Source organism: Desulfonema magnum (genome assembly GCF_017377395.1).
In the GTDB taxonomy this organism is placed as follows: domain Bacteria; phylum Desulfobacterota; class Desulfobacteria; order Desulfobacterales; family 4be13; genus Desulfonema_C; species Desulfonema_C magnum.
This window is the reverse complement of sequence record NZ_CP061800.1, coordinates 1,431,022-1,453,161: the sequence shown is the minus strand read 5'-3', so window position 1 is coordinate 1,453,161 and position 22,140 is coordinate 1,431,022. Positions and strand designations below refer to the sequence as shown.

Below are 22,140 nucleotides of genomic sequence, written 5' to 3'. Positions count from 1 at the left end.
TCTGCTGATTATCGTTAATAAGCAAAAATATGACTTTCATAATTTTCAAGCGCGATGTATATCCCGGGATGAGACGCTTCCTGAACAGAACGAAGATAAGTCTGGCTGTTTAACAAATCAGCCAATTCAAACGAATCAGAACAGCCTTTCACATCCGGTTTTATGCGGCAGGTGGAAACAGCGTCCGCATAGTTGATAACAACAAGTCGTTTCTCTGTTTTGTATTTCCATGCCCAGGCCAGTATGTTTTCATAACCAGCGTCGCCATCCCATCCCGGCATCACTTCCAAAAGAGACCATTCTCCTTTTTTAAAAACCTCATGACAGGTGATGTGCAACAGGTTTTCATAAAAATCAGAAATACGTTTATTTACCGGTTCAGCAGGCTCTCTGCCCAGTTGGACAGGCAGGCGAATTTTTTTTCCTTCAAACTGTCCGTCGTGATAAAAGCGCATTCCCTGCAACGTGCTGATAATAACAGCCGCAGCTTTTGATCTTTGCTCGCCAAAAGCCGTCACTGCCCTTTCCTCGTCGTGATTTTCAATAAAGCGTATGGATTTCTGCTGAAAATTCCTCTCTGCCAATAAATGTTCCCTGATATCTTTCACATATCCGATTCTGAGACGGTCTGTCAATTTCTTGTCATAAGTAAAATCAAATCCCAGCTGCTGAAGTTCCCATTCCTTATCCCAATAAATTTCCCCGATAAAAATAAACTCAGGACTTACTGCTTTTACGGATTCAATAGCCACTTTCCAGAATTCATCTTCGGGAGGTTTTTCCCCTGTCTCAGAAAGCACGCCTGCCCATGTGTCTTTAAACACATTGTTCAGATCCAGCATTGCCACATCACATCTCACGCCGTCGCATAACCGGGTCAGACGGGTGAGGGTCCTGATCATGAATTCCCGCGCGTCCGGGTTAAAATAATTGACCTGGATGGTATCTTCCCATGCCGGAAAAAACGGGTCCCGCCCATGGGCAAAAAATCTGTCAGCATTTTCAAGGGGTTTATAAAATGTATGCGGATCACGGATAAAAAAATCAGAACTGACCTCAAGAAAAACATAAGGATCTGTCTGAATCAGAGCGCTGTCCGCACTGAAATGATTGGGCACAAAATCAAGAATCAGCTTCATGCCGAGACGATTCAGCACCGATCTGACATGCTGAAGACTATCCTCGGTTCCCAGTCTGGGATTTATTTCATATCGGTCAATGGCATAAGGTGAGCCAATAACATCCTTATTTTGAAAATCCTTTAACGCCTCACTGAAGCTGTCCTTAATGGCCCCTTCCTGAAAGCAATATTTTTCAATGGTGCTTTCACATATTTTCCAGACCCCCATGAGCCAGACATAATCTGTTCCTTTTTCTGCCAGACTTTCCCAATATGAATCAGGGACATCCTCAAGGCTCGCATTTTTGTCTTTGGTATCAAATCTTCTCAGCCAGACCCTTGTGTTTATTTGGTAAAGACTAGGATTCATTATCATGCGGTTTTCCTTAACATTGTTCTGAAACACGCGGTTAATATTCAATGTCTTCCTTCTAACGAAACTCAGGCTTGAACTGCAATTCTCCCCCAAACTCATTTCCCTTCAAAATTCCATCATGAAGCTCGCTCCCCCTGATTCGGAGTCTGAGAGAAACACTTTTCCGCCGTATTCCTCAAGAATTATCCAGCCAATGTAAAGCCTGAGATCGGTTCCTCTGTCTTCAGATTTTGTGGAGGAAAAGGGAGCAAAACCGGTTTCCGAAAATTCATGACACATCAATCTCCAGGCTGTTTCTGATAGCTTCATCAACCTGACGCATCAAATCCGAAGACAGCTTGGTTAACACCGGTACCACCAAACGCTTTTTGTCAATTGTCCGAATTTGAGACAGATTGACGATGGAATCCTTAGCTAATCCTTCATCCTTTTTTACTGCAACGCAAATGGGGTAAGAAGCTTTTTTAGCTGAATATCCTGTGATAACCGCTACAATGGTTGTTGGTGAACAGAGATTGCCGATATCGTTTTGAATGATAAGGACCGGCCGTGTTTTTCCGGTTTCACTGCCGATTACAGGATCAAGTTTCGCCAGATAGATTTCACCCCGATTCACTTTTAAAATATTCATAATCCGTCCCTAATCATATGTTTTCAGCGTCGGAATATTCGAATTCCTTACATATTCGGAGATTTTCGTCCGCAAGGTCAAGATAGGCATTTTTCATTTTTTCTTCAAATTTTTGTTTTTCCATATCCGCCAACTTCGCCTCTATAGATTCCTGAACAAGTATTGAAATCGTTTTTCCTTCTGTTTTGCTTAATTGAGAAAGTCTGGACTTCAAACCAGTCGGAATGAGGACATTAAGTCTGGCTTTTGGGGCAGATATATTTTGATACATGAATTCACCTCCGAGATAATCATTTATAATCAGTAGATGGGAAATGCCCCGAACCGCTTCCGGGGGATTGGCAAATCAGCGGGAAGTGACCGGGATTTGCCAATCCCGGACGGGCATTTCCGAAGTGACCGGGATTTGCCAATCCCGGACGAGCATTTCCGGAAATGTCCGGGATTTGCCAATCCCGGACGAGCATTTCGGAGTACTTTCCATCTACTGATAATGTACAAGATATAATACTCGATGTTTTCAGAAGGCTGTCCCCCTTCTAAATCCTTTATAATCACTATTAATACGCTTATTTTAACGAAACTCAAGCCTGAACTGCAATTCTCCCCCAAACGCGCCTTTGCTGTCCTGGAATCCGGTGATCAGCATATTCTCAAGGAATTTGTACTCTGCAATGGCGCGCTGGACCATCTCTCCTTTTTTTGATTCCACAGCGTATTTCACTGTCATCCGCCGGGAAAGTTCTTTGCCAATGGTCACGGTGACATCATCTGTCTCTTTGCCCTCGGTTCCGCCATTTTCCTGAAACGCCACTTCCAGAATATCTAAGCCCGCGGCTTTTTTGATATCATCCCCGAAAGTTTCTTCAATCACGTCAGCAATCATCTGGGCAGGGACCTGGGAGGTTCCGCCCTCTCCTTTGTTGAATTCCTGTGTTGTCTTGCCAAGCAAAAGCAGTGACAATATATCTCCGTCTTCCTCAGACGGATCAGAGGTCAGTTTGAAACTGAGCTGATCCGGCGTGCCTGAGACTGCCAAAGATATTGTCCAGTCTCTGACTTTGACATCACTTTCCACGTCAATGGTGGGTTCAATTTTATATGGGTTCAGAAAATCAATCACGCCTTTTTTCACCTCAAAATTTTTCTTCTGATAGGTGATCATGCCTGATTCTATTTCTGCCCGGCCGCTGATGAGCGGGCGATTCATTTTTCCGTAGATGCGGAGATCAGGGTTCACGTCCAGATATGCGAGATTATTCTGGACAATAAAAGGATTCCGGCGTTTCACAGAAATGTCAAGACTCATATTTTTAAGAAAAGGCTGTTTGGATTCCGGATCCCGGGGCGCGGTTTCCCGTTTCTTCTTTCCCACGCCTTTCAGACCATCAAGGAGACTCAGGTTCACATCTTTATAGTATGTTCCCTCAAGAATGACCGCTTCTCCTGTAATAGCAGATTTTTCCGGTGTTCCGCTGGCTTGCAATTTGGCGTTTAAAAGCATGTCCAACATATCAGGAACTTTCAGAGGAAGCGCATTTGCATTGAGCTTCACATCCACTTTTGCAGGCTGAAATTTTTTAAGAGCAATGGTGCCTGCCAGATCAAACTGACCTGTATCCAACTGCCCCTTAACATCACTGATGGTGATGGCCCGGGGTGTGATTCGGATTTCACCATTCAGATCATGCAACTCCTGTAAAAGACCGGGAACGGTCATGCCCACCTTTTTTAATGTGATTTTTCCCCGGATATTCGGTTTGGACGGGGTTCCTTTCAGATTGGCGGCAATGGTGGCATTCCCTTTGATGTCAGGAACTGCTCCGGTAAAAAGATTGGCAACCTGCAACGGGATGTTTCCGTTCAGGCGAAGATCAAAAGGCCCTTTGAGCTTACCTTTTCCGTCAATATTCATATATCCCTGTCTGAGAAGACGGAGACGGGAACCGGGAATCGAAAATTTTTCACCTTCCAAAGAAGCTTTAACGTCTTTGGAATAAACCACTTGTTTCTTTTTCAAAAAAAGTTCCAGTTTTGAAAAATCCACAGAAGCCCGGATATTATCTGCGGCATTTGCATTTCCGCTGGCTTGGATTTTTCCGGTCAGGGTTCCGTTCAAATCCTCCTGTTCCCCAAGTTTGAAGTAGGGCGTGAGGTCGGTTTTATCAAACAGAACAGTGGCTGAAAAATCCTTTTTTTGCAGATGAAAAGAGCCGTCAATATCAAAATTCAGTTTTCCCGAGACCCGGGCCAGGTGATCCCTGATCGCCAGATGAACCTGAAAATCATCCATTGGCTTTTCTTTGAAGCGGAGATTCTTCAGCGCGATATCTCCCTCGACCCGGGGATTTTCAAATGTGCCGTTTCCTGAAATATCTAAAAAAATTTTTCCCTTTGCAATGTCCTGCTCCCGAACTTTGTCAATATTTTTCAAGGAAATGCCTTTGGATTTCAGATTCATCTGATAGGCTTTCTCAGCAAGAGAAACCCATCCGGTTCCCTCAATGGTCTCTTTTGGCGTTACCGCTATCTCAAGTGAATTAATACTGATTTTTTGGCCGTCAAGTTCGGACAGCAGCCTGATTCCCCTGAGTTTCTGTGCGCCAAGATCAATTTTTTTCCCTTCAAGATTCACCATTCCTGTAAGGTGTTTCACGCTTCCTCCCAAGTCAGCCGTAAGAGAAACATGATCCAGCCCCATATTGTTGAACCCCAGTTTTTTACCCTGCAAAGCAAGCGTCGCGTCCAATGTGCTGAGATTTCCTTTAAGGTCTAATTTCCCATCTATGACACCATCGGCAATGGCTTTCTTTAAGAAGTCCCCGGATTCAATGTTGCGAAGCACAAGGGAGAAATCCGAAGGGAATGCGGAATCAACCTTAAAAGACCCTTTTTTGAAAATCCGAACCCAGCCCTTGCCTTGCAAAGAAGAACCCTGATTTTTAAGACTGAGCTGAGACACCTGCAATATTCCGGCCTGATTCAACCCAGCATCCACATTGACATTCCCAATGGTAATATCCTGAAATCGGAGCTGTTTTCCCTGTAAGGCGCAGTCAACAGCCGGAGAACTGAGATTTCCCTTAATGCTTAATTTTCCATCTATCGTGCCATCAGCAATGGCTTTCTTTAAAAAATCTTTGGTTTCAATATTACGAAGCGTAAGAGAAAAGTCTGAAGGAAAAGCGGAGTCAACTGTCAGGGAATTTTTTTTGAAAATCTGAACTGTGCCGCTGCCCCGGAGAACTGACCCCTGATTTTCAAGATCAAGTTGTGAAACCTGCAATATTCCCGACTGTTCCAGCACAGCATCCAGTTTGACATTTCCGATGGTAATATCCTGAAATCGGAGTTTCTTTCCTTGTAATGCACAGTCAAAAGCAGGTTGGCTAACCGAGCCGGAAACATGGCTTTTCAGTGCGAGTGTGCCATACACATTTTTTACACCGAGCGGTGTCAGACCCGCTGCGAGATTTGGCGCGTCCAATGTGAGATTTGCCGCGATGTCTTTGGAAGTCAGATGAAATGTGCCGTCTGTCCGGAGTCTGATGTCACCTGCCTGCGCGTCAAGTTCCTTAACGGTTGCAAGGCCCTTATCAAGATTGGCTTTGGTGTTTAAACGCACATCAATGGGGGCAGCAATCTTATCAGCACTGATTTGTTTTGCAAGAAGGTTCAGGGCAAGTCTTGCTGAAAGGGTTTTAGGAGAAATGCCCTGTCCGTGAACAGAAATATCAGCATTTACGGTCCCTCTTATCTTGTCTTTTACAGCCGTCAGTTCTGCGAGATTTATCTTATTTTGTTTCAGGGAAAGTTTATAAGCTATGGCTTCCAAATCTCTTTCCCGGGAAAGAAAACCTTTGGCAAATGCCTGTTGCAAATCTGCTTCGCCCTGAAGATTGAGGTCGCCGGACGCGGCTTCTGCTTTTAAATTATAGATGGTTAATTTTCTATCTGCCAGATAGGCGTCAAGGTCAATCCGGTCAATCTGATTTCCGGCAAGATTGCCGCCGCCGTAATCAAGGCGGAGCGTGAGTTCGGGATTGTTCACCATGCCTTTGGCCGTGAGATGAAGTTCGGCATTCCCTGTCAGTTCCGGTTTCATTCGAAGGCTTTTCCGGATTTCAGGCAGGGACGCGGCAAGGTCAAGGCTGAGGTCCAGAAAAGGTTCGTTAAACACATTGTTCACATTTCCGGAAAGCGCAAGTGTGGTCCTGTCGCTGACCCCGAGCTTGACAACAAACGGATCAAGCCTGCCTTCGCTGATAGCAGTTTCTATTCGGAGATGATCCGCCCGGGTCTGAATCTTGGGACTGTCAATCTCTGCGTTGGTGATTTGAACGCTGAGATGTCCTGACTGCTTCAGAAAATCTCCATTTCCGGTGATATCAAACTGTTGCACCGCAGCATTTAAATTCTGGGCATCAGCCTGGTAACGGACAGACCCGTTTTCAAGTTTCAGGGAACTGACCACAATGTTGACAGGCAGCCCCCGAGGCTTTTCTTTTTTCTTTTCTTTTTCAGGCTTGGAAGGGGGAAACGCCTCTGTCAGATTGAGTTTGCCATCTTTGTCTTTTCGAAGCCGCGCCCAGGGTTTTTCCAATGTCAGGTCTTCAACGGTCAGGTTCTTTTGAAAGAGCGTGAGCCAGGAAAGATTGATAAAAAGACGGTCAAAGCCTGCAAGTTTCTCATCAGACGGGCCTCTGAGCAGCACATTTTTCAGTTCAAACTTGCCTTTCACCAAAGAAAAACGGAATTTTTCCCAGGAAATCGTACCAGGTATGGCTTTGTTGACTTTGGTCTGAATGTGGCGTTGAGCGTGATCAGTTTCCAGATAAAAAAGCAGCGCAACAGGCACAAGGATCATCAGCCCCAGCAAAATTCCCACGCCAATCAAAATGAGTTTGGTTTTTTTTGTCATTGTTATTTTCATAAAATCATCTCTGGCCCGGGAGTGAGCTGCCAGGCGGTTATCATTATCCGAAGTGCCAAACTTGCAGTTTGGCAATGGCTCTCCTGAGTGACAGCCATTTTTTTAAAAAGAATATCATTTTTTGGAAAAAATAACAAAGAAAAATTTCAAAAAGCAATAACCCCCCTCTCGTTCCCAGGCTCTGCCTGGGAACGAGATTCTTTTTTTAAATACCTGATTTGATAAATTAAAACCATAAGAGCCGCTTGTCTGAAAAATTACCTTGCGTTTCTTTATCTTCCCGTATATTTTAACAAATTAAACTTTTCATAAGCTATTTTTCAAAACGATTTGTGAATTTCGTTCTCCACGTTTCCGCGTGGAAACGCATAACATGGGAAAGGAGCCATACCTTGAGACGCAATATTGAAAAGGCAACAATGATTTTAATCATCATGTTTAGCATCTTTTTAACCCCTCTTCCGATACTGGCTACGGATGTGGGCGGTATTATTGACGCTGATGTCATCTGGACATCGGATAAGAGTCCGTACAATGTAACCGGAAATATCCTGATAAAAGAGAACGTGAAACTGGAAATCGAGCCCGGGGTGATCATCAGATTTAAAACGGTTCCCATTGAATCTTTTGGATATTATATCAGAGTTGACGGAACATTGACCGCCAGGGGAAATGCAGAGAATCCCATCATTTTCACAGCGGAAAATATTGATCATCCCTGGGGGTTTATCGCTTTTACAGATACAAGCACGGACTGGGATGAAACGGCCTCGGGAGGATGTGTTCTCAGCCATTGTATTGTTGAATATGGCGGTAATTCTCAGGACAGCGCTTCTGTTCTCTGTGTCTCAGCATCTCCTTTAATAAAAAACAATATCATAAGGCACAATATCGGCGACGGTATCCGCTCCGCCGGCGGATTTCAAAAAATTATAAGCAACCTGATTCATAATAACAGAACCGGGATAAATATCTCATGCCAAGGCGCTCTGATAGAAGACAATTATATAACAGACAACAACCAGGGAATATATTTAGGTTCAAGTACATACCAAATTGAGATAAAAAACAATACCATTATCAGTTCCTCTTCGGAAGTTTACGGGAACTGTATGAGTATCAATTTACATTACAATTCTGATGCATCGGCCAATCAGACAGCAGCTGAAGCTGCGACAGAGGCAGAAGCGGCTGTCACAGCGGCAGAAGCGGCTATAGAAGCGGCTGATCAGGCAAAAGCGGCTATAGCTGAAGCGGCTGATGATGAGGCATACTGGGCCGCGGTGGCAGCCTCGTCAGAAGCATCTGCCAATGCATCAGCAGCCGCAGCCGCAGCGAATAAGGCGATTCAGGCGGCCAATGCAGCGGCAGAAGCGGCAGCAGACGCGGCCGGTAAAATGACAGCAAAGATATCAGTTTATAAAAATCATATTCAGACCAGTGGCGGCAATGCCATTGCAATTGCAGAACACACCCCCAATGCAAATTATGAACTCAGTTTCACGGAGAACAATATTGAAAATGCTGAGGGCAATTTATCTGTCTATGTGTATGACTGGAAGGATGAAAATCCCCAGCCTCTTGATATGAGCAATAATTGGTGGGGAACAACCGAGACCCGCGAAATTGATGATCTGATATTTGATTTTAATAATAATTTTTATTTTCCCCAAGTGCAATATCAGCCCCTTGCAACGGAAGCAATTCCGGATACAGGCTCGGACATATCCTATTCTGAAACTGATGAGGGGCCGGATTCTCAGTGGGTAATCAGTGAGGATACCATATGGACCGCACAGGAAAATCCCCATATAATAACAGGAAATGTTTTGGTAAAGGAAAACGTAACATTGGAGATCGAACCCGGTGTTGTTGTTCAATTCAAAACAGACCCGATTCCCTCTGTGGGATATTATATCCGGGTTGACGGCATATTATTCGCACGGGGGAATGAGGATAACCCGATTCTTTTTACCACCGAAGACGCCAGTCATGCCTGGGGATGTATTGCGTTTACAGATACAAGTGCAGACTGGGATGAAGCATCCTCAGCCGGGTCTGTTCTCAGTCACTGTATCATTGAATATGCCGGAAACACTCAGACCGAGGGGGCTTTGGATTTCGGCAGCGCGGCAATCAGATGTTTTTCCGCATCTCCGTTAATTGAAAATAACATTATAAGACACAGCGCGGGAGATGGTATTCGGGCGTATGGCGGATTTCAGAAAATAATAAGCAACCTTATCCATGACAACGCCAATTTCGCCATAAATATCTCATCCCAGGGGCGGGTGGAAAATAACTATATAACAAATAACGGGCTGGGCATATATCTGAGTTCGGGCCAAGGGAAGATTGAAATAAAAAACAACACGATTGAAAGCGATTCACCGGAATTCTACGGCAGTTGCCTCAGTATAAATTTATATCGTCATGATAATGCGTCAGAGATACGGATTTATAGAAATCTTATGCAAAGCAGGGCCGGCAACGCCATTGCAATCACAGAACAGAATATGAATGCGAATTATGAACTCAGTCTCACGGAGAACAACATCGAAAATGCCGAAGGGAATCTGGCTGTCTATCTGTATAACTGGAAAACTGAAAATCCGGAGTCCCTTGATATGACAAATAACTGGTGGGGCTCAACCGAGATAAACAACATCAGCCAGATGATATATGATTCTAAAAATGATTTTTATTTGCCCCAAGTGAAATATCAGCCCATGGCCACGGAAGACATTTCAGGCACAGGCTCGGATATATCGTATGCTGAAACCGATGAGGACCCGGATTCTCCGTGGGTGATAAGCGAGGATACCGTATGGACAGCAGAGGAAAATCCGCATATGATAACAGGAAATGTCTGGATAAGGGAAAATGTCACTTTGGAAATCAAACCGGGCGCGGAAGTTAAGTTTAAAACGGCCCCTGTCCCGTCCGTGGGATATTATATCAAGGTTGACGGAACATTAAACGCACATGGCACCGAAGACAACCCCATCCTTTTTACTGCCGAGGAACCTGAATCTCCCTGGGGGTGTATTGCATTCAGAGATACAAGCACAGACTGGGATGAAGCATCCTCAGCCGGGTCTGTTCTCAGTCACTGTATCATTGAATATGCCGGGAACACTCAGACCGAGGGGGCTTTGGAATTTGGCAGCGCCGCGGTCAGATGTTTTTCCGCATCTCCGTTAATTGAAAATAATCTCATACGATACAGCGCAGGCGATGGGATCGTGACCTACGGCGGATTTCAAAAAATTATGAGCAATCGAATTCATAATAGCAATCATGCAATAATTCTCCTGCCAGACGCATCTTCTTCTCAGACCGGAACCTGGGAAGAAACTGAATCCTCGGTCATAGCGAATAATTATTTGATGAATAACGCCCAGGGCATATATCTGAGATCCATAAACGGGAAAAAGATCGAAGTAAGAAACAATACCATCATAAGTGCTTCCCCTGAAATTTACGGCAGTTGTATCAGCGTGAATTTATTCCCCCATGCTGAGGCATCGAAAATAGAGATTTACAAAAATCAGATTCAAAGCCACGCCGGGAATGCCATCGCCATCACGGAGGGCGAGCCTGATGCAAATTATGAACTCAGTCTCACGGAGAATACTATTGAGAATTCTGAGGGAAATTTGTCTGTTTATCTGTATAACTGGCAGACTGAAAATCCGGGGATAGTCAATATGGCGGATAATTGGTGGGGCACAACCCAGCCCGAGGAAATTGACCTGATGATATATGATTCCAAGAATGATTTTTATCTGCCCCGGATAAGCTATCATCCCATTGCGGCAGAAGAAATCTCAGACACAGGCTCAGACCTGTCTTATCCTCCCATAGCCAATGCAGGAGCGGATCAGCCCTCTGATTCTGGTCAGCCCATTGACTGGGATACATCAGTAACTTTGGACGGTTCCGATACTTTTGACCCTGATGATACGATGTCTTATCAGTGGACTCAGACCGGCGGGCCTCAGATTACACTGAATGACTCGGCCAGTGTAAACCCGGGTTTTGTCGCACCGCCTGTGGATCCGGATGAGAATGTGCTGACATTTCAACTGATCGTGAGAGATACGCTCGGGTTTTACGATACAGATGAGGTGAGTGTAACAATCAATGAAGTTGGCAAAAATGTGGAGCAGGACAAGGGGCAATGCTTCATCACAAGTTCAGCCGGAGGATTTTCTTCTGGCTCCGTATCTGTGCCGGCGTTCATTTTGTTCAGCATTATGATCGTTTTTTCAGGTGTGCATAAGGAGATGATCATAAGTTTATCAAAATTACAGGGAAGCCAGATAAGAAAAGGAAAAAAAAATATGCAACAACTCATTGCTTTTATTTTCATTCTGGGCAGTTTGTTTTTTTTATCTTCATCAGCGATTGCAGCGGGATATCTTTCCGGAGGTGTCGGGGCAGGGGGAAGCGCGGGGGATATCGCTTTTACTTTGGAGGGAGGCGCGACAGAGGTTGAAATCGGCAACAAGACTTATCTTATCGCCGGAGGAATTCCCATCATAGCTCACGGATATGATGTTGAATTTGATACAGATCAGCCATGTCCTCATGGGGGAGAATGTGTCGGAGCAGGTGATGGAAACGAAGGCACGGAACTGGGGCTTTTTGCCAAAACTGGTATTGAATCCATATATCCGGGAATGTATTTATCTGTGCTTCTTGGTGTTACCAGAGTAACCGAAATCGAAATCTCCCGAAAAGATTTCTCTAATGACAAAGCACGGTACTATAAAGAGTCATCGGAAAAGAAAAACTATGCGCTTTACGGCGTGGGAGTCAGTTATTTTAAAGAAGTATTGGATGAATGGCAGCTCTGTTTTCAGCTTGATCTTGATAACAGAAGAGGAATAACTGCCGGTATCGGATTTTATTGGTAATAATCAGAATTCCGGCGGGGGAGACGTCCCGTCCGGGAAAAAAAGCCGGGTTTCTCTGCTATCCCGCTTTTGCCGGACGGGGTTTGCAACCCCGTCCGGAATATTTTCCGACCCCCGAAAACAAACGTTTCGGACGGGGTTGCAAACCCCGTCCGGCAGTCTTAGCCTGATGCATATGGGGAAGACGCCCCGTCCGGGAAAAAAAGCCGGGTTTCTCTGCTATCCCGCGCACAGTCCGGAAACTTTTCGATCTACTGAAAGTAGTGTCCGACCAAATAAATTCTGACGGGCTGCTGAGATGTAAGACAATTTTTCAAATTGTTTTTCGGACACTTTGAAAAATTGTCCTGCATGATTTCCATGCGTCCGGTTTTTCCGAATTTCACCCGTCAGAACTTATTTGGTCAGATAATAGATAAATCAGACAGCCTAATAATGAATCAAAAAAACATAACCCGGGGTGTTGCCCCGGGTTATATAAAAAATTTTCAGTTTCAAATTTCAGTTTTTAGGTTTCATTAAATCGCTCCAGAGCGGATACGCCTTCGGGAATGCTTTCAGGAGCTTTGGTCGTAAGTGATATCAGAGCACTTGCAATCAGCAGGACAGCGGACATGATATAAGCTATTTCAGGTGTTCCGGTCTTCGCTACGAACGTCTGGGCAACTCTCGGGAAGACAAAGCCGCCGACTCCCCATGCTGAAAAAACCAGTCCGTAATTCACGCCGAAATTTTTCAGCCCGAAATAGTCTTTTGTGGCAGAAGGAAACAAGGAAAGGTTGGTTCCGTAATTAAATCCGATCAGCGTGGCAGCTAAGACAAGCAGATATACCTGAGTTTCACCGATAAATAACAGAGAAAAAATCACAACAGACTGGAAGCTCATCATAATCAGCAACGTGCGGGTCCGGCCGATCTTATCAGAAATTATACCGGCGATAATCCGTCCGCCTGCATTACCGACCGCCATAAGCGCAACCACGATCCAGGCATATTCTCCCATACTTTTTTTCGCCATTCCGGCCACGCCGCCGATAATAATCAGTGCTGCACCGGCCCCTACGAAATACATAAACCATAATTTATAAAATGTTCCTGTCCGTATCATCTGGCCCGGAGAAAAATTTTCGGTCTTTTTTACGGTTGTCGGAGCAGATGTCCCTGCTTTTGGCTTTGTTTCTTCGGGCGTATAACCTTCAGGCGGATTGACTAAGAACATGGACAGAAAACAGACGACCACGAGAAAAGCTGCTCCAAAAATCAGCATGGACTGATTCAGCCCGAATTTAATAATAAGAAAATTCGCCAGCGGCGCAATATAAACCGAGGCCAGACCAAATCCTGCGACCACGATACCCGCGATCATACCGGTTTTGGAAGGCGGAAACCATTTTATAGCCGGGGGAGTTGCAGATGCGTAACCAAACCCCAGTCCCATGCCGGTCAGTATGCCGAATCCCAGAATCCAACTCGTCAGGTTGCTGAACTGTGAAATCACAATCAGACCCGCGCCAGTCAGGATTCCGCCGATGATGGCGGTAATTCTCGGACTGAGTTTGTCCTGTAGCCGTCCCGCGAAGATCATTGTAAAAGCAAAAACCAGGCAGCAGACTGCGTAAGGATCGTTGAGGGAAGCAATGTCCCAGTTAAAACGGCCATCTCCGGCAGTAATAGATTCTTTGATTGCCTGTTTAAAAATACTCCAAGTGTAAAGGATTCCCAGTGCAAGGTTAATTCCCAGTCCCGCCAAAGTTACGCTCCAGCCTTTGTTTTTGATCTCTTTCATGTTTTCTCCTTAATAAGTTAATGAGTTATGATTGTCATTTTAAAAAAATATAGTTGAAATCCGATTACAAACGTAGCCGATCAGCCAGTGTCAGCCGAAACGATGCTCATAGCTTTGTGATCCCATAAAATTTTGTTCCTTTTGTGATCGGTCCTGGTAAAATCGTTTATTTGATCGCTCCGAGATGAGATATTTGCTTTGGGATATTCCTTGCTGTATTTTATGCCTCATCTCCGTCATTGCTCCTTGAAAAATTCTCTATGTTTATTTTATCAGATTATAATAAATGAATCTCATTCATTTTGTGATAACAAACCACCTTTTCTATAGAATATAAGCAATTAGTATGCCATGCAAAGAATAAATAGTATAACCTGCTAAAATAAAAAAATATTTTTTTCTAAATAAGAAAAAGAAGCGGTAATTGTATGCCTACAATTTAAGTTGTAAAACATTCCAAATTTAACTTAATAAAGTATAAGAATGAAAGAAGGGAAAAATGATTACAACTTAGATTGTGAATACAATTTAAGTTGTAGGGAGGGGGGGATGAAACTTGAAACTTGAAACTCGAAACTGTATCAGAGCTTCGGACAATTTTTTGTATGCCGACTTAGGGCGGTTGTTCCGAGTTGTATTATTCAATCTACGACACCACCCTCTGATTATCGGACATCCGGACTTTCAAAAAAAAAGAGCGCAAGATAAGTAAACCTTGCGCTCCTTTGAAAAGTTCTGAAAAACTACAGAACGGATCATCAATAAATTAGTACATCATACCACCGACATAAACACCTGCTCCCACGAAAATGTCCTGATTGGGAACTCTGTAGATATAAGTAAGTTTTTTCCAGGGTGTGTTCTTACCGGGTTTGGGCCACATGTACTCAACCCATCCGTGTCCTACCTTTCTGGCAAGGTTGACAAAATGAACAAACAGAGCCTTATCTGTGGGATCTGTCATCAGAAAAAGATGTTCCTGCTTTGTCAGTTCCGGCTTTATAGGATGGGCCAGCATCTTGCCATCCAAATTCATCATAAACACATAAGAATCTTTCCATACAAAAGGGCCTTCGGGGTCGCCGATGACTTTTACAGCTTTTTCCAGTCCTTTAGAATTAATCAGTGCCGCGGCCTCATGGCACTTCACCACACATTCATCTTTTGTCGCTGATTGTCCGGCAATCGCATTTGTCGCAAAAAAAAGAATTATCAATACGGCTGAAATAATATGAAATTTTTTCATAATATACCCTCCTCAGATTGTTTAGATTCATTGGCTTTTAGGGGTGCTGAAGTAACCGAGGCTGACCCGCTATCTGTCCTTACTTGAGCCAGGGTTTGCCGACCGGAAGAATGTCTCTCCCGAAAACCTGGGCAAAGATGACATGAGCCATCATGTACCATGCGGCAGCCGCACACAGCATCAGCTCGTAACCCGCGACTTTGGTTAATGCCGGAAAACCAAAATGAGCCAGATCCAGCAGTATAAATCCGATGATCAGAAGCGTAAACGTTATTGCCATTGCGCCATGAATCTTCATGGCAGGAATCCACATGATGATCGAGTAAAGGGTCCAGACCACCAGGAACCATCCGACATCTGTTGTGCTGGAATGGTAAATATTAAAGTGGTTCAAAATGAAAATTACTCCCAAGGCTATCCAGAACGATCCGTAGGACACAAATGCGCTGTAACCGAAGTTGTTGCCGCATTTAAATTCCTGGAAACCGGCGATCATCTGCGCCAGCCCTCCGAATACAAATGCCAGTGCCACGATAGGACCCACACCGCACCACCCGACATTATGAAACTGTAGGATCATGGTCGTAAGACCAAAGCCTGCTAACCCGACAACTGCCGGATTCCCGTTTTCTGTACCTCCGTTTGACATAAACAACCCTCCTTTAAAAGATTAAAATTATTTTTAAATTAAACAGATTATATGTCTGATATTCTGATGTTATTTTTTTGACATAAAAATTGATTTGCTAAAAAATGTTTCTTCCTGCTATTTTAAAAATTAATTACGTTTATTTTATTAAGCCGTATTAAATGAATTTAATTCATTCATCAATGACAAAGATATAATTATAAGCAAAGAATGTGCCACACTAAAAAATAATAAAATAGCCTATTGAAACAAAAGAAATTTTTTACAGACAGAGAAGAGAATGGAAACAGAAAGAGATTTACAACTTAAGTTGTAAAAAAATCGGATATAATGATATAACCTACAAGAATTAAAAAAAATTGAAATGATTACAATATTGATTGTATTTACAACTTAAGTTGTGTAGGTATTTGGTAGAAAAAACAAAGAGCCTGTTTCCTTATTTATCGTTACAAGGATTTTGTATAAGAAGGGGGATGATAAGAAAAGAATTCAATCTTTTTACCATGTAAATCCATTTTGAAAACCCGGGTTTTTTGTCTGTTTTGACCATGTATTTTCATGACCGGGTGAAAAACCCGGCTTTTTCATGAGCGTTTCTTATATGAAATCCTTGTACCGAAATAAACAACTATGTCTCCCACAAAGCATCACGCAGGCCTGAGGCCCGCTCAATACGGCGCGAAACAGCGTCACGAAAAACACGCTCGGTTCCCCATACCTCGGCATTCTCCTTGGCACGGGTAATCCCCGTGTAAATAAGTTCCCTTGTCAATACCGGAGAATCTTTGTTCGGAAGGAGCAGCAGGACCTTGTCAAATTCTGATCCCTGGCTTTTATGCACAGTCATGGCGTATACGGTTTCATGTTCAGGCAGTCTGAACGGATGTAATTTTCTGAGCGTTCCCTCAGTGTCAGGAAAAAAAACCTTTGCTTCACCGTTCGCGTCCGCATCAGGCAGGGTGATTCCGATATCGCCATTGAACAACCGGAGATGATAATCATTTCGGGTAATCATCACCGGACGCCCTTTATACCACGTTCTGTATGGCTGTATGAGATTGGCTTGTCTGAGAATCCACTCCACATAAATATTCACGGCAGCAACACCGTAACGCCCCTGTCTGATCGCGCACAGAATCCGAAACCGGTCAAACAATTCAAACATTTTCAAGGGATCATCAATCGCCTTTAAATAACTCTGAAATCCCTGAATGACCGTATCTTTTATATCCCGGGGCAACGCATCGGGCCGCGGAAGTGTTTTCCAGCAAATATCGCCGTATTCCCCCTTTTTCATATGGGTTAACGCAGCTTCCGCATCTCCTGAATTCACCGCATGACTGACCGCACCGATACCGCTATTTTTATCAAAGCGATAGCTCTTATGCAATTGAACAACGGAGTTACTCATCTCCGAGCGGTTCCGACGAGGTGTGGCAGGTTCTGCATTATCATCTGAAGGAACACGAATTGCATGTCCGGTAATTTGCCTGAAGTCCTCGCAGAATTTTTCAGAGAAGCTGTGAATATTTCCCGTGTCACAGATATCCCCAAGCACGGCCCCCGCCTCCACCGAAGCCAACTGATCTTTATCCCCCAGAAGAATCAGCCGCGTCCGGGGGGAAAGCGACTGGACAAGTTTGGACATCAGGGCCATGTCCACCATGGAGGCTTCGTCTATCACGACAACATCCGCAGATAACGGATTGCCGGCATTATGACGAAAATAAGGCGATCCGGGAACACTCCCGAGGAGCCGGTGTATGGTTGACGCATCCTCCGGAATTGCCTCTCTGACTCCCTCATAAGGCTTTTTATTTTTCTCACGAAGAATGGATTCCTGCAACCTCGCGGCCGCTTTCCCAGTGGGAGCTGCAAGGGCAATGCTCTGCTTGCGGTTCTGTTCCAATACCAAGGCCAGTATTTTCGTAACCGTTGTGGTCTTACCGGTTCCCGGGCCTCCTGAAATAACACAGAAATTTTTCATCAGTGCGGTAAATGCAGCGACCTTCTGCCAGTCAGTTTCATCTGTCTGATTTGCGGGAAAAAGCCGTTCCAGCCCCTTTTTCAGCACTGCCATGTCAATATCTTCGGCCTGTTCTGTGGTTCGTGTTTTAATCAGAGCCGCGAGTTTATCCTGATATTCCCAGTAACGGTAAAGATAGACCCGGGATTTATCATCCAGAATCATGGGCTTGTATTGACCCGGGTTTCCCACTGCGGAGCTTTTTCTGAGTTTTCCGAGCCAGTCCTCCAAATCAGGATACGAAAAGGGGATATCCAAGTTCTTCTTAACAGATGAAAGATCAAGGCAGATATGTCCCTTTTGTTTATGATGGCTTACCAGGGCCGCGGCCAGAGCAATTTTGTCAACATCTTTTTTCGCAAGTTTCGCCATAAATCTGGCAAAATGGATATCCAGAGGAGAAAATACTCCGCTGTCGCAGATTTGTGTTATCATGTCTTTTTTCATAAATTATTCACTAACACTCGATAATCAGGTTTTTGACCCGGATCGGACAAAGAACCTGTTAAGTATCCAACCATAAGTTTTCGATATTTGTCCGGGGAAGAAACCCGGCTTTTTTTTCCAGAATGGCCCGCCGTCCGTGGAGGAAAAAGCCGGGTTTCTCTGCTGCAAAAAAAGCTGATTATCGAGTCAAAGGTCCTATCAGGTTTTTACATAATTCATTTATCAATGGTTCCGGAGGCCTGTCCCGGTATATTCCCAAATCCGGGCGATTCGGTTCTGTTCCCCGCAAAAATATATAATAGACACCTCCGAAATCTTCTTCATAGCTGTAGCCCGGGTGTCGTGCAAACAAATACCGATGCAGGGCAAGTGTGTAAATGTGATACTGAAGGATGTAAAAATTCTCCTTCATTGCCTGAAGCATTGTCGCCTGGTTATAATCTTCAGCCCCGGGGCCGAGGAAATTTGATTTCCAGTCCACAAGATAGAATTTGCCTTGAAATTGAAAAATCATATCCACAAAGCCTCTCATAAATCCTTTGACAGATGCGAAATCCAATTGTTCAATATAACTGGGAAAATCCTCTGAAAAATCACCCACAGCGTATTTCTCAAATATTTGTTTCAAGCGTTTCGGTGATATCCGATTTAAAGAAAAGTAAAATTCCAATTCGTTGAGCCGGTCCTCATTCCGAATTTGTGACAACTTGAAATCCTTACAGGTCTCATCAAGGTTCACGGAAAGTGTCTTTTGGATCATGTCATAAATCGTGTCCCGCCATTTGAGATCAAAATCATATGCAATGAGTTTTTCCTCAATCATATCCTTCACTACGGACATATCCGTTTCAGTAAAATCCAGATGCTCAAATATCTCATGCATAAATGTGCCCGGCCTTGGCCCTTTTGGAAAAGAGAAAATATTCAGAAGGTCTTCCTGAACCCGCGTATCCTCCGAATCCGCATAGTCATAATGAATGGCCTGAGCGTCATGATCCGCCAACTCTGCTCCGTGTGTCCGCCCCGATGTCAGAGACGAAAAACTCGACACGCGGAAGTCACGATGAATCTTACTTTGAAATTTGGGACAGCCGAGTTTGTCCCCACTCCAAGTGCGTGAATACGGTTCTCCGGGTTCGTCGGGCATCTCAGAAAGGCTGATGGTTCTGTCCGACTTGTCCTGAATCGCTTTCAGATCTGCCAAAATGTTCGCATCGTCTAATGACTTAAATTTGTCAGCGGTCGCGCTGACAATATCCTCCGCAGCATCCGGATGATGAAAAAGATAAGCCGGTGCAGATGTCTCTGCTGTATTGAAACGCCCCCATACAAGATAACACCGGTTCTTTGCACGGGTCATCGCCACATAGAGAAGCCGCAGATTTTCCGCAAGCAGTTCCCGCTCGGCAAAGACCTGGTTTTTTTCTGTATCTTCTGAACCCATGTCAAGAGTCAGTTTTCGATCATCATTCTCATCATGAAACAGGAACGACTTGCTTTTGTTGCTGATTTTAGAACCGCCATATATAAAAGGACAAAATACAACAGAATATTCCAGTCCTTTGCTCTTGTGGATGGTGACAAGCTTCACCGCGTTGTCATCGCTTTCCAGGCGGAGCTGATATTGTTCGGCCCCCGGAATATCCGTGTCTCTTGTCTCCGTGTCTCTTTGCTCCGAAAGCCATTTGACAAGCCATGCCATGCCCAGTTTTTTTTCAACAGCGGTCTGATGAAGAATTTCCGCAAGGTGCAGAAGGTTCGTATTACGGCGTTCCCCGTCAGGCAAAGCCATGAGCCGTGGCAATATGTCCTGTTTGGATATAACTTGCCTGAACATCTGAATAAAACCGGATTTGTTCCATATATCATGGTATTCCCTGAACCTTACGAGCCATTCTTCCCATTGGGTCTCATCTTTTGTCATCTCATCCAGTTCTTCTCCGCTCACTCCCATCATGTCGGTTGCAAGGGCCCTTCTGAGGAATCTCTCACTGTTGGGCTGGACAATGCCTGCAAGCACTCTTTCCATCTCAAGGGCTTCATGGGAATCAAAAATATTGCTGTCACTGTGGAGAACACTGGGGATTTTGTAGGCCATAAGCGCTTTCTGCATTAACTTGGCTTCTCTGTGCTGGCGTACTAAAACAGCGATATCGCCTTCCCTGAGACGCGCTTCCCCCAGGGATATTTCATTGTTTCGGTCGAGGAGTCGTGAGATTTCGGCCGCGACAGCATTGGAAATCAGTTTTTCCGCCTGGCCTTTGGTCATGGGCTTTCCAGTTCCTGCATTTACAAACCATAACTGCAAAGGCGGCTCGGATTCTCCCTTGTGTTTTAAAAATACAGGGTCTGGTTTTTTCGCGGCACCAACCCGGTTAAAGTTAATCTCATTGTAAACAAACGCATTATCAGAATGTTCAAAAATGGTATTCACCGCGGAAATCAGACAGGGTTCGGAACGCCAGTTCTCCCCGAGGGTGTGCCTGAACTCCGCATGAGCTGCCGCATTCATATAAGCAAAAATATCCGCTCCTCGGAATCCGTATATGGCCTGTTTGGGATCACCAATGAGAAAAAGAATATTATCTTTTGTGTCAAAAAGGCTTTTAAAAATATCATACTGAATCACATCCGTATCCTGAAATTCGTCAATGAGCGCGGCCCTGAACCTGTTTCTTATATTCTCTTTAAGCGGTTCTCCGCCCTTCTGAATGGCTCTTTGCAGGTTAAAAAGAAGATCATCAAACGAGAGAATGTTTCGGATTTCCTTTCTCTTCCGAAGTTCATCTTTTACATATTGGAAGAGTTCGATTTTCAGACGCAGAAGACGCTGCTCAAAAATTTTTGTCAGTTTTTCCTGTTTGTCTTTCAGGGCTTCGCACAAGTCAAAAAAAGGATGAACCGGCGCTGTGTGATTTTTATTCGTGGCTTTCTGCAAGCCTGAAGAAGTAAACCTTTCAAATTCCTTAAAACTCACAGGATTATTGTTTCCCATGGCCATATAGTCATCCATGCTTGGGAACCATTTTGGAATACTCTTTTTTTTATTGTAAGTGCTACGGTTCAGGCCCTTGTCCGTGTCAAAGATATTCCGAATTTCTGTCTTTACAGATGACCATGCGTCCTGAGCCGGGCCAAAGCAGGCTTTGTATTGGTTTTCTTCCTCAGCAGCGTCAGGCATATCCGGCTGAGGAATTATTTTCAAATCCGGATGCGCGATCTTATTACCCAGAAAAGCGAGGAGCTTCTCTGGGGTTATTTTTTTATCCAGGATATAATTGATAAACATCCGGGATTCATTATAGAAATGTTTTCGCCAGAAATCCTCGACAATTTCCCGCTTGAGATTTTCCTGATCCGCCACCAGCTCGCTGTCAAAGAGGCTGCCGCTTTCAAAAGCATTGTCATGGAGCATTCGCTTGCAGAAGCCGTGTATGGTAAATATCGCGGCTTCGTCAAAATCCCGGATGGCTTGTTCTATGCGTCTGATTCCGCTTTTGAGATTATCAGCTTTCTGAATAAGTGTGTTCAGAACATTATCTTCACTTTGTCCTTTGGAAAACGCGTCCAAGGCATCACGAAGCCGGGTGCGAATCCTGTCTTTCAGCTCCTCAGTGGCTGCCTGGGTAAACGTTACCACGAGAATCTGGTCCACGGAAAGATGCTTTTCGAGAATCAGACGGAGAAAAAGTCCGGTAATCGTATAAGTTTTTCCTGTTCCTGCGCTGGCCTCAATGAGATTTGTTCCCTCAAGTTTGTTTTCTGACAGATTAAATTTTTGCATTTTTTACATCCTGAAAAAAGCCATTCCGGAGTGCCAAACTCAGCAGATCGAAAAGTTTTCGGGCTGTCACAGAGCAGACACGGGACGGGGAAGAAACCCGGCTTTTTCCGGCGGGCGAGAGCGCCTCGTCCTGGAAAAAAGCCGGGTTTCTTTGTTGCACTGCGCACAGTCCGGAAACTTTTCGAGCTGCTGAAACTGTAAGTCTGGCACTCCGGAT

11 protein-coding genes are annotated in these 22,140 nt (G+C 44.4%); 1 reads left to right on the top strand and 10 read right to left on the bottom strand.

What is annotated here, in order from left to right:
• Positions 1 to 14: 14 nt before the first annotated feature.
• From dnm_RS05790 to dnm_RS05770, 5 genes are all read right to left on the bottom strand, one after another.
• Positions 15 to 1,496, bottom strand: coding sequence for an alpha-amylase family glycosyl hydrolase (locus tag dnm_RS05790; protein WP_207681750.1), 1,482 nt, complete (start codon positions 1,494 to 1,496; stop codon positions 15 to 17).
• A 105-nt stretch (positions 1,497 to 1,601) separates the two neighbouring features.
• Positions 1,602 to 1,775 carry an ATP-binding protein gene (locus dnm_RS05785; protein ID WP_207681749.1) on the bottom strand — a complete coding sequence of 58 codons (174 nt, stop codon included), beginning with the start codon at positions 1,773 to 1,775 and terminating at the stop codon, positions 1,602 to 1,604.
• Positions 1,765 to 2,127 (bottom strand): type II toxin-antitoxin system PemK/MazF family toxin, encoded by a 363-nt coding sequence (locus dnm_RS05780; RefSeq protein WP_207681748.1) that lies wholly within the window; start codon positions 2,125 to 2,127, stop codon positions 1,765 to 1,767. The genes dnm_RS05785 and dnm_RS05780 overlap by 11 nt, the downstream gene beginning before the upstream one ends.
• A 13-nt stretch (positions 2,128 to 2,140) precedes the next feature.
• Positions 2,141 to 2,398 (bottom strand): YlcI/YnfO family protein, encoded by a 258-nt coding sequence (locus dnm_RS05775; protein ID WP_207681747.1) that lies wholly within the window; start codon positions 2,396 to 2,398, stop codon positions 2,141 to 2,143.
• Between the two features lie 303 nt (positions 2,399 to 2,701).
• A complete protein-coding gene (locus tag dnm_RS05770) occupies positions 2,702 to 7,135 on the bottom strand; it encodes a translocation/assembly module TamB domain-containing protein (protein WP_207681746.1) in 4,434 nt (1,477 codons plus the stop codon).
• Positions 7,136 to 7,452: 317 nt separating this feature from the next.
• On the opposite strand from dnm_RS05770, the gene dnm_RS05765 reads away from it, so the two are divergent.
• Complete coding sequence (locus dnm_RS05765) at positions 7,453 to 11,982, top strand: right-handed parallel beta-helix repeat-containing protein (RefSeq protein ID WP_207681745.1); 4,530 nt, start codon at positions 7,453 to 7,455, stop codon at positions 11,980 to 11,982.
• A gap of 508 nt (positions 11,983 to 12,490) precedes the next feature.
• On the opposite strand, the gene dnm_RS05760 is transcribed toward dnm_RS05765, so the two are convergent.
• From dnm_RS05760 to recB, 5 genes are all read right to left on the bottom strand, one after another.
• Positions 12,491 to 13,768: an L-lactate MFS transporter gene (locus tag dnm_RS05760; protein ID WP_207681744.1), complete on the bottom strand. Its 1,278-nt coding sequence runs from the start codon at positions 13,766 to 13,768 to the stop codon at positions 12,491 to 12,493.
• Between the two features lie 766 nt (positions 13,769 to 14,534).
• Complete coding sequence (locus dnm_RS05755; protein ID WP_207681743.1) at positions 14,535 to 15,014, bottom strand: cache domain-containing protein; 480 nt, start codon at positions 15,012 to 15,014, stop codon at positions 14,535 to 14,537.
• Positions 15,015 to 15,093: 79 nt separating this feature from the next.
• Complete coding sequence (locus dnm_RS05750; RefSeq protein WP_207681742.1) at positions 15,094 to 15,663, bottom strand: acetate uptake transporter; 570 nt, start codon at positions 15,661 to 15,663, stop codon at positions 15,094 to 15,096.
• A 631-nt stretch (positions 15,664 to 16,294) separates the two neighbouring features.
• A complete protein-coding gene (gene recD, locus dnm_RS05745; protein WP_207681741.1) occupies positions 16,295 to 18,127 on the bottom strand; it encodes an exodeoxyribonuclease V subunit alpha in 1,833 nt (610 codons plus the stop codon).
• A gap of 190 nt (positions 18,128 to 18,317) precedes the next feature.
• Complete coding sequence (recB, locus tag dnm_RS05740; protein ID WP_207681740.1) at positions 18,318 to 21,923, bottom strand: exodeoxyribonuclease V subunit beta; 3,606 nt, start codon at positions 21,921 to 21,923, stop codon at positions 18,318 to 18,320.
• Positions 21,924 to 22,140 lie beyond the last annotated feature (217 nt).